At 65.8% G+C, this 9516-nt stretch carries 7 protein-coding genes; 5 read left to right on the forward strand and 2 right to left on the reverse strand.

The window, feature by feature from the left end; translation table 11 throughout:
- Positions 1-168 precede the first annotated feature (168 nt).
- Together VSR34_RS36745 and VSR34_RS36750 are read right to left on the reverse strand one after the other, a co-directional pair.
- Positions 169-468, reverse strand: coding sequence for a hypothetical protein (locus VSR34_RS36745; RefSeq protein ID WP_342965039.1), 300 nt, complete (start codon positions 466-468; stop codon positions 169-171).
- Positions 469-481: 13 nt separating this feature from the next.
- The gene (locus VSR34_RS36750; RefSeq protein ID WP_342965045.1) at positions 482-1168 is read right to left on the reverse strand and encodes an IS630 family transposase; all 687 of its coding nucleotides are present in this window, start codon (positions 1166-1168) and stop codon (positions 482-484) included.
- 273 nt (positions 1169-1441) lie between these two features.
- Between VSR34_RS36750 and VSR34_RS36755 the strand changes: the two genes are divergently transcribed.
- The 5 genes from VSR34_RS36755 (at position 1442) to VSR34_RS36775 (ending at position 9330) form a co-directional block, all read left to right on the forward strand.
- Positions 1442-3241 carry a hypothetical protein gene (locus tag VSR34_RS36755; protein ID WP_342965040.1) on the forward strand — a complete coding sequence of 600 codons (1800 nt, stop codon included), beginning with the start codon at positions 1442-1444 and terminating at the stop codon, positions 3239-3241.
- A gap of 26 nt (positions 3242-3267) precedes the next feature.
- Positions 3268-5688: an SAM-dependent methyltransferase gene (locus tag VSR34_RS36760; RefSeq protein ID WP_342965041.1), complete on the forward strand. Its 2421-nt coding sequence runs from the start codon at positions 3268-3270 to the stop codon at positions 5686-5688.
- Positions 5685-6470 (forward strand): hypothetical protein, encoded by a 786-nt coding sequence (locus VSR34_RS36765; RefSeq protein ID WP_342965042.1) that lies wholly within the window; start codon positions 5685-5687, stop codon positions 6468-6470. The genes VSR34_RS36760 and VSR34_RS36765 overlap by 4 nt, the downstream gene beginning before the upstream one ends.
- A complete protein-coding gene (locus tag VSR34_RS36770) occupies positions 6467-7582 on the forward strand; it encodes a hypothetical protein (protein ID WP_342965043.1) in 1116 nt (371 codons plus the stop codon). Before VSR34_RS36765 ends, VSR34_RS36770 begins: the two co-directional genes overlap by 4 nt.
- 80 nt (positions 7583-7662) lie before the next feature.
- The gene (locus VSR34_RS36775; RefSeq protein WP_342965044.1) at positions 7663-9330 is read left to right on the forward strand and encodes a hypothetical protein; all 1668 of its coding nucleotides are present in this window, start codon (positions 7663-7665) and stop codon (positions 9328-9330) included.
- Positions 9331-9516: the final 186 nt, after the last annotated feature.

The raw sequence follows: 9516 nt of genomic DNA on the forward strand, positions 1-9516 counted from the left end.
CTGTACCGCGAGCGTCCTGAACTCAGCGGTGTACGCCTGCTTCGGTATTTTGAACATCGATTCTTTCCTTCCTTCGGGTCGAGTTTACACATGACCTACTGGAAGGCGAAATTTCGGGGGAAGCTCATAATGCAGCAGGCAGGCTAGTACAGCATCCCTCAAATAGGTTTAATAGTTATCGGGCTGCAGGTACGGGTGCAGCAGCGTGACGACCTCTCCGGCCATCTCGTCGAGCGTACCGGTACCTGGCAGGGGTTCCCAACGTCCACTGTGGCTGCGAAAGGCGGCGCCATAACGATTGCGGCCGAGTTCAGTCAGCCGGGCCACCACGGTTGGCTCCTCGTCGTCCAGACGTTTGATCAGCAGGTGACGCCCGTTGGCTTGCGTAACGATCTGCTCATGGCCGAGCAAACTGCGCAGTTGTCGCTGCAATTGAGCAGCGTAGTGTTTGGCGGGTAAAGCCGGCATGTCGGTTCCTCGATTACGATGTGCCGCTTTGCAGCGGATAGCCCCGGAAACTCCATTTGAAGGGGCGCGCGGCCTGATCGTGCTCGCTGAGGAACCGTTCGGTGCGCTCGCGCAGATGCGCGGTGCTGGTATGGCTGGCATGGCGCAGCACCCGGCGCGTGTAGCGGGCAAACCAGAGTTCGATCTGATTGACCCAACTCGCGTGCAACGGCGTGAAGTGGAAGCGAAACCGCTTGTCGTGCCGCGCGTTGAATGCCTGCCAGACAGCCTGAGCGCGATGCGTATTGAGGTTATCCCAAACCACGTGCACCTGTTTGTCAGGATATGCAGCAGCCACGCGCTCCATGAAGGAGACCAGATCGTCCTGGGTACGCCGATCGCGGCATTCTGCCAGCACCTGTCCGATATGCACATCGAGCGCAGCAATTAACGCCTGGGTGCCGTGAAGAACATGTTCGAATTCGCGGCGACGCAGCCTTCCCGGCACGGGCGAGCGTCCTGGGTGCTTGCGCTCGATGGCCTGAATGCCGGTCTTCTCGTCGATACTGAGCATTACCACGTTTCGTGGCGCCTTGCGGTACAACTTGCATGCCTGACGTGCGGCAACTGGCATATGCGTTGCTTTCTTTGGTGCTCGCGGAGACTCCGCGAATCGGGACGACCATCCTGTGTGCTTGCGAGCAGGATGCGCACGACTCAGCGCTCATTCGGGAGGTCGAGCGGCTGTTGAATTGATCGGAGCTGGCGGCGGGATCTCGGGACAACGACCGTTCGCACCGCGCTGCCGTGCCTGTTCGCCCGGCAATGTCGTGAATCGGGACGCTGCCGCCGAAGTGGAATCTGCAAGATGCGGGCGTCTTGCCCGCGGTTCCGACAGGACGCGAATCAATTTCCACAGGAGATCAGCCATGAATGCGTGGGTTTGTCAGCGGTCCGATCCACCGCCGTATTCACCGTATCGCGCATGGGTGCAATGAACATGGCCACTTACCCGATCAACGTCACCAGCACGTACGGCGCGGCGGTGAATGTTTACACGACGATGTCGCCGACCCCGACCAATCCGCCGTCGACCGATCCTTCGGCCTACGTGCCGACCTATACGCTGCTCGGCAGCGTCCCGGCGGATGGTACCGGTCACTTTACGACCGACGAGCCGATCGCGCGCGTCGTGATTGCGCGTCAGACCGACGAATTTCCGCTCAAGGTGGCCGTCGCGGAAGCGCTCACGCGCGGCTCGCTGACGATTCCGCTCGCGCAGTCAGACGCGGACGTCGCACAGGCAGGCTGGAATTTCTACCGGAATACCGTGAGCCAGCCGTTTACGCCGACGGCGCTCAACTTCAACGCGCTGGTCGAGAACACCCCGGTGACCAGCCTGCCGGATGCGGCGGCGACCTATTTCTCGCAGAACGGCGCAGCGGGGCTCACGTTTGGCCTCTACTCCGCGCTGGGCTACTGGGCGACGAACCAGCTCTATGCGTTCCCCGGCACCTACTATTGCTACGAACCGCCGGCAGCGAGCTCGATGGGTTTCATCCTACCGACGTCCTGCGTCGGCACACTGACGATCACCGGCGGCAAGGCGGTGTACACGCCCACCGAAGGCACGCCGATTCCGCTCGACTTCGCGACCTCGCAGCTGTCCAGCGCAGGGGCAACCGCGAAGAACGGTATGCTGCTCACGGCCGTCATACGCGACCTCGCGTGGGAACGGCACTCGGACACGATCTCCTGGGCTTTCGTCGGCACGTACAACGGCCAGCAATTCATCGCGCAGTCGTACCAGGACCCGACGCTGCCGTGGTACGCGGTGCTCTATGACCTTGTCTACGGCGCGTTTTTCACTGTTCAGCTCGCGATGGCCGTCGATGCGGCGATCAACTTGTTGGCCGCGATTCCTGGCGGGCTGCAATGGCTCGCGACCAACGTCGGCGAGATCGCCGGCAAGATCCGCGGTGTGCTGAACGCGAACGGCGACAGCGCGGCCCCGGACAGCGCGGTGGGCGACGATGCCGATCCCGTCAACGTGGACGTCGACATCGACATCGATGTCGATATCGACGTGGATGTGGACATCGATATCGACGTGGATGTGGACGTGGATGTCGACATCGACGTGGACGTGGATTTCATTGCCGTGGTCGACGTGGATGTGGATGTCGATATCGACGTCGACAACGATGTCGTGACCGACAGCGACATCGACGTCGATGTCGACGTCGATATCGACACCGACGTCGATGTGCAGCCCGGGACGGTATCGCGCGTGCTCGGCGCGGTCGGAAACTGGATCATGACCAAGGCACTGCCGACGCTCGTCGAGGGCGTCGCGATCTACGTCGCGTTCCAGGCTGCCGGTAAGCTGCTCGATGCATGGCGGCAGGCAGACGAGCGCGACATGCAGAATCTCCAACCGCGCCAGACCTCTGGGCTGGGCCTGCTCGTCAACTACATGCTGAACGATCCGATCCCGGTCGACACGCGCTGGACCACCTTCAGCCAGTACGTGCAGGAAGTGCAGGGCGATTCGACCACGCTGCAGGTGACGCTGTCGACGATCCTGCAGACGAAGAACAGCCAAGCGGATACCGAAGCGCATAACTGGCGCTGGCCGCAGGATGCCCAGAACGCGCTCGTCGCACAGATGAAGCAGAACACCGGCGCCAACGCATATCTGGCGTTCCAGACGCTCGCGAAAGCGACGTACCAGAACCAGCCGCTGCCCGTGAAGACCGGGGCGTCGGTTGCGATGGTCTACCTGAAGGGCTGATTGCCCGTCCGTCACGAGGATCGATAATGAGCACTGCCTGGGCGAAGCCGGACCCTGAACGCTATCCCGATGCGGAAACGCATCGCCGCCGCTGGCGGCATCTCGCGCGCGAGATCGCGGCGCGTGCGGCGTCCATCACCGACGATCCGGCCGATATTGCGCCGCCGGCCCGGCCGGGTTTGCTGGAGATCCTCGGCTCCGGGATCGAGGCGAGCGGTTTCACCCGTGCGGACGAGGCGCGCATTCGTGCGGCAGATCACGTGTTCTTCTGCGTCGCGGACCCGGCGACGAAGGTCTGGCTGCTGCGCGAGCGTCCCGACGCCTACGACCTCTACACGCTGTACGACGACAGCAAGCGCCGCTACGTCACGTACATGCAGATGGCCGAAGCGATGCTGCATCCGGTGCGACAGGGGCAGCGGGTCGTCGCGATCTTTTACGGTCATCCGGGCATCTTCGTGCTGGCGACGCACCGGGCCGTCCGGATTGCACGGCGCGAAGGGCATCGCGCCGAGATGCGTGCGGCGGTCAGCGCGCTCGACTCGCTGTGTGCGGATCTCGGCGTCGATCCCAGTCAGCCCGGCATGCAGATGTACGAGGCGACGGATATGCTGATCCGCAGCCGCCGGCCGGATACGGGACTGCACCTCGTGCTGTGGCAGGTCGGGCTGATCGGCGAGCTCGGGTATCGCCGCCAAGGGTATCTGAACTGCAACTTCTCGGTGCTGCTCGACTATCTCGAGGCGCTGTACGGCGCCGACCATCCGGTCGTGAACTATGTCGGCTCGCGCTATCCCGGCGTCGAGCCGTTGATCGACCGTCAGACGATCGCGTCGCTGCGGGATCCGTCGGTGCAGAACTGGGTGACGGGCATCTCGACCTTCTACCTGCCGCCGAAGGACGCGGCCCTCGCCGATGCGGTGATGCTCGACCGGCTCGGGCTGCTGCATCCCGGCCAGCCGCTGCGCACGACTGCCGACGCGTTGCGCGTGATCGATCGCTACGGTCCGCGCGAACGCCGTGCGTTCAGCGATTTCGCGACCTTCGACGTGCCGCAGAGCTACCACTGGCAGCCCGACAGCGCGGCCGCGCGGTTCGTGCTGGCGCTGTGCGACGATCCGCACCAGCGCGAGCGCTATCGCGACGATGCCGCCGCGGCCGTCGCCGGCTGGCCGGGCCTGTCGCCACGCGAGCGCGAGCTGCTGAGCCGGCGCGATGCCGGTGCGATCCAGCTCGCCGCGAAAGGACTGTGTGCCGGCGGCGAGCCCGAAAACCGCCGGCTGCTGATCCTGCTGCTCGACCGCAAATCGGCGAGCGCGACGCTGCTCGCGGCGGTCAAGCGCGCGCCGGCCGGCCGCGTTCTGGCGGCGGCCGCGTCGTGGAGCGACGCACGCGGCATCGCGGCTGACTGGCCCGCGCTCGCCGCCGATTTCCAGCAACTGCTGCGTCGCGACCTGGCGGTATGGAGCGGCTTCTATCTGGCCGCCGGGCAGGCACTGTCGCTGTCGGTGTTCGGCCGGCCGGACGGCGGCGTCACGCGCGTCGACCTGAACGGGGTGCGCGTGCAGGGCGCGCGCTTCGACAAGGGCGTGCTCACGTGGTCCGCCGATGCCGGAAATCCTTGCTCCGGCTACCTGCAGCCCGATCTGCGCCCGGGCGGCCAGCGGCGCTGGGTCGGACTGATCTGGCAGGCGGGCGCCCACCCCGATACGTCGCACAAGCTCGTCGTGGATGAGTGCCTGGCGCGCCCGCGGCTGCCGGCAAGCGCGATCGCGGGAGTCTATCGATGGCTCGCGCCCCGTGCAGGCGAGCACCGGATCGCGATCCTGCCGACGGCGGCCGGGATGAGCGTGACGCTCGACGGCACGCCTGTCGATGAACCGCTGTCGATTGGCCGCGACCATTTCACGCTCGGCGAGCGCCTCGTGCCGTTCGCGGCCCGCATCCGCGACGACTTGCCCGCCGCGTACCTGCATGGCGAATACCGGCTGCTGCTACGGCACGGGGCGCTGGCCGAGGTGACCTCCGCGTGCGTCGATGCCGGCGGCTTCTCGATCGGTGGGCGGCGCGTGGCGGCAACGTTCGACGGCGAAGCGATGCAATGGCGCGACGGGCGGTCCACGATGGCGTGCGGATCGCTGACCTTTACGCTCGACCCGGTCACGTTGCGTCCGCTCGTGCACGGCACCGCGCAAGGCGCCAGCGGCGCGAGCATCGCGCTGCGCGGGATGGCGGTCATGAGCGGCGCCGACGCCGCCGTGCTCGCCGCGAGGCCGCGGCTCGGGCTGCCCGACTGGGCGTGGGCGCATCTTGTCGCGATCATGGCCGCAGCGAGCTGCAAGGGCGGGCTGTTCCTGTGGCACGGCTACGAGCGCGCATCGACCAATCTCGCACGCGTCCGCCAGGTGCTTGCGCGACTGCACCGGGATGGAGCGGACCACGCATGAGCACCGTCATGGCCACCGGCGCGTCGATTGCCGACGTCGATCGCGCGCAACTCGTACGCGAAGCCGGACCGCGCCCGCGGCGCACATGGGTGCTACTCGACTACGACACGTCGCGCTTTCCATTCGCGGCCGTGCTGAGCCGCGACGTGTACAAGGTGCAGCGGCTCGACCGGCTGCATGCGCACCTGCTCGACCATCGGCGGCGCAACGGGCGCAGCGTGCGGATCAGCCCGCGCGACAACCTGATGGTGAGCGCGATGATGGAGCGCCAGCCTGCCTATGCCGATTTCTGGAAGCTCTACCACGGCTTCATGCTCGCGCAGCTCGCGCCGCTGGTCGGGCGCGGGATTTCGTACACGAGCCATCCGAAGCTTCGCATCCATCTGTCTGGCACGGCCAGCATCAGCTCATTTCATCACGACATCTGCGTGACGCGCCGGATCGACCAGATCAACTTCTGGATGCCGTTCACCGACGTGTTCGACGGCGCGACGCTGTGGCTCGAACGCGACTATGGCAGCGGCGATTTCGAACCGGTGCCGGTGCGATACGGGCAGGTGCTGATCTTCGACGGCGGCTATCTGGGCCACGGCACGGTCGCCAATCATTCCGGCGTGACGCGCGTGAGCTTAGACATGCGCTTTTCCTACAAGCGGGTGACGACGCGCGCCGAAGGCGTCGCGCTGATGGACCGGATCGTCGACGTGCTCGAGCGGCCGCGCGGCAGCGTCGACGACGCCGGGCCCGTCGAGCGATCCCTGACCACGCAGGAGGCACCATGATTCAGGAACTCGGGCAGCAGGCGCTGGCCGTCGCGGCGGACGTGACGGGCCTGGGACGCAACCGGCCGCGATCGGTCGGCGCGGTGCATTACGGCCCCGACGACGCGAGCGTCGCGACCATGGGCCAGGCGAGCTATGCGGACGTGTCGGATATGGGCGGCACGATCCGCTATGCGGCATCGCTCGCGGGCGGCGCGCCCCATTCGACGCCCGAGATCGTCATCGATGCACAAGGCCGCGCGGCGTCGTCGGCGACGCGGCTGCTCACCGCCGACGGCACGCTGCGGCGCACGGTGCAAGGCATCTATCGCGCGTTGGCGCTCGACCCCGCCGGCTGGCCGACCGACGGCGTCGCGCAATTCTCGCTCGCCGGCCCCGACGGGACGCCAAGCCATGTCGCCCAGATGACCTACGCGAACGAACGGCCGGCGCGTTACTCGCTCGTCAACGACACATCCGGCGGGAAGGGCGCGATCGCGAGCCGCCTCGAGATCGATTTCGCGAACGCCGTGCTGGTCGGTACGCGGCTCGCGGGCGGCGAACGGGCGATCGTCCGCCATGCCGGCCCGGCGCTGACGCTCGCGAGCACCGCGCGCTCGATCCTGACCGCGCACGGAACGCCCGGCCGTCTGCTCACCACCAACTACGCGGAAGACGGCTCAACGGTGCGCCAACGTGTCGAATCCGACTACGGCGGAGTCGCCTTCGATGCGCGCGGCAAGATTCTCGACGGGCATCTGCTTGTCACGTTGCACCCGGCGGCCAGCAACACGCAGGTGCTAACGCTGTTTCGCTTCGCGAACGGCGAGCTGACCTCGACTTGCGTGCTGAAACAGGGGGACCCCGTGCCGCCCTCACGCGAAGCCGCGCCGGCAATACCCATGCCGGGGCCCTGGCAGCCGACGCGTGCGCCGGATCGGACGCGGCGGGCGTTTCGCGCCGACGGCAGCCTCGCGCAGGTGCGCGACGAATGGCTGTCGAGTGGCCGCGCCGCGCCTTGGCGCTCGCGCGTCACGGGTTTCGCGACCGACGGGCAGCCGATCGGCGGCACGATCATCTCCATCAGGTTCGAAGAGGGCGTGCGCTCAAGCACGACCCGCGTCGAGTACTAGGTGCAGACGCGGCGTGCATGCCGCGAGCGACGTCATCACCGTCAACCCGCGTTGTTCCTACTCACCTACGGAGAAAAGCGATGGCTATCAACAAGAACTGCTCGATCACCAACAAGTCTGGCAAGAGCGTCGTCGTGCTCAATGCGTTCAACTCGTCGACCAACGTCGCGCAGAACTCGCCGAAGCAGGGCTATCTGCAGGAGCTGACGCTGCTGGCGCTGTCGTCGGGCGGCAAGGTGCTGGCCAACGGCGCGGTGCGCGCGGTCATGCTCGACGGTACTTACACCGATTCGAAGGGGCAGACCAAGCCATGCTTCATCTACCAGTTGCTGATTTCGCAGCCGGATTCACTGTTCCCGGTCATGTCGGTCGGCGAAGCGCTCGATTTCAGCACGCAGGGCTACCCGCCCATCTCCGTGACCGAAGCTGCCGCCGCCAACATGGCCAAGGCGCTGAGCTTCTGCCAGAACATCATGACGTCGCCGACGTCGAAGATGGCGACCGGCTTCCAGAGCGCGATGACCGACGCGTTCAAGCTGCCGTCCGTGTCCGACAGCGAGAAGGCGATCGCCGCGTTCTTCAACCAGTACGACCTGTTCAAGGGGCTCGACTTCCCGAGCTACGTCGCGGTCAGTACCTGGATGCGCGGCTATGCGTATCTGTGGGGCATGGACGACAAGGGCCAGCCGGGCCGGACCTACTACGTCTATTCGGCGCCGGGAGAGGGCAAGACCGGCGCGACCTCCGAAGGCACGATCGTGTTCGGCAGAAAGTCGGGGGCCCCGTCGCCCGCTGATCCGGCCGACCGATCGAGCGGCATGACGATCACGCTCACCGGGTCGAGCGGCTCGACGAGCACGCTGTCGTTCGACAATGGGCAGATCGTCGATACTGCCGGCGCGGTTGCGCTCAATGCGGCATTCGGCTTCAAGGGGACCTTCACGGGCAAGGAGAGCGACACTACCGCGTGGCCGATCCTGACCGGCACGCTGCTCAACAAGAAGGTGATCGCAATCCCGCTCGCGCCGGAGTCGGGCTGGGACAAGTTCTGGTCGAACCTCACGTTCGACAAGGTGCTCGGCTACTTCCTGCAGGCGATGGGCGTGTGGATGGCGATCGATTTCCTGAAGCAGAAGCTGACCGGCAAGGACAACAAGCTCCGGGACGACCAGGCCAACGAGAATAGCGGTGATGCGCCCAACCGGCAACAGCAGCAGGATGCGCAGGATGCCGGCGACGAAATCGGTAACGACGCGCGGCAGCAGGACCAGCAACTGGCCGAACGGGCCGCGGGCGACGGCAATGTGCAGGTGTCGGCGGACGATGCCGGGTTCGCGAACGACGTGAGTGCGGCGCGTCAGTCGGGCTCCGAAGCATACAGCGAGGTGGCTGGGGACGACATCCGGGGCGGGATCGACAGCGCAAGCACACAGCTCAAGGATCTCGCGCAGATCGAGGTCAACGAGCAGATCGAAGAGGCCGAGGGCAACCTCGTCGACGCGAGCTCGAAGCTCAAAGCCGGTCAACTGAGCGAAGCGAACCAAAGCCTGGGCGAGGTCACGCAGTCGCTTCCGGACATCGTCGAGAATCTAGGCGACCAAGTGAGCCAGCAATTGAAGGAGCAGGTCGAGGAAGCCGTCGAGGTGCAGCAAGAGGCGTCTGACGTCGCCGAAGAGACCAGCGATAACGCCGACGAGGCGCGCTCCGGCGACGAGGAGCCGTTCGACGATGGTGTCATTCCCGAGTGAGCGGGAGCGCGGAACTCGTCGATCCGTCGGGTAGCCCGCATGGGTGACCCGACAGGTTTTGATAATCATATAGCCGGCCTCCCGCCGTTCGACTCGAACGGCGGGCGTACAGTCAGGGTGGGGACACCGACGTGACGCACAGGAGGCCGGCATGAACAAGTTTAGTGGAATCGACCTGCACTCGAA

Origin of the sequence: Paraburkholderia sp. JHI2823 (assembly GCF_038900695.1) — a bacterium.
Classification (GTDB): domain Bacteria; phylum Pseudomonadota; class Gammaproteobacteria; order Burkholderiales; family Burkholderiaceae; genus Paraburkholderia; species Paraburkholderia mimosarum.

Bases quoted from the DNA above. Each gene is read 5' to 3' on its own strand.
- VSR34_RS36755 (WP_342965040.1), top strand. From the start codon at position 1,442: ATGAACATGGCCACTTACCCGATCAACGTCACCAGCACGTACGGCGCG.
- VSR34_RS36775 (WP_342965044.1), top strand. From the start codon at position 7,663: ATGGCTATCAACAAGAACTGCTCGATCACCAACAAGTCTGGCAAGAGC.
- VSR34_RS36765 (WP_342965042.1), top strand. From the start codon at position 5,685: ATGAGCACCGTCATGGCCACCGGCGCGTCGATTGCCGACGTCGATCGC.
- VSR34_RS36760 (WP_342965041.1), top strand. From the start codon at position 3,268: ATGAGCACTGCCTGGGCGAAGCCGGACCCTGAACGCTATCCCGATGCG.
- VSR34_RS36770 (WP_342965043.1), top strand. From the start codon at position 6,467: ATGATTCAGGAACTCGGGCAGCAGGCGCTGGCCGTCGCGGCGGACGTG.
- VSR34_RS36745 (WP_342965039.1), bottom strand. From the start codon at position 468: ATGCCGGCTTTACCCGCCAAACACTACGCTGCTCAATTGCAGCGACAA.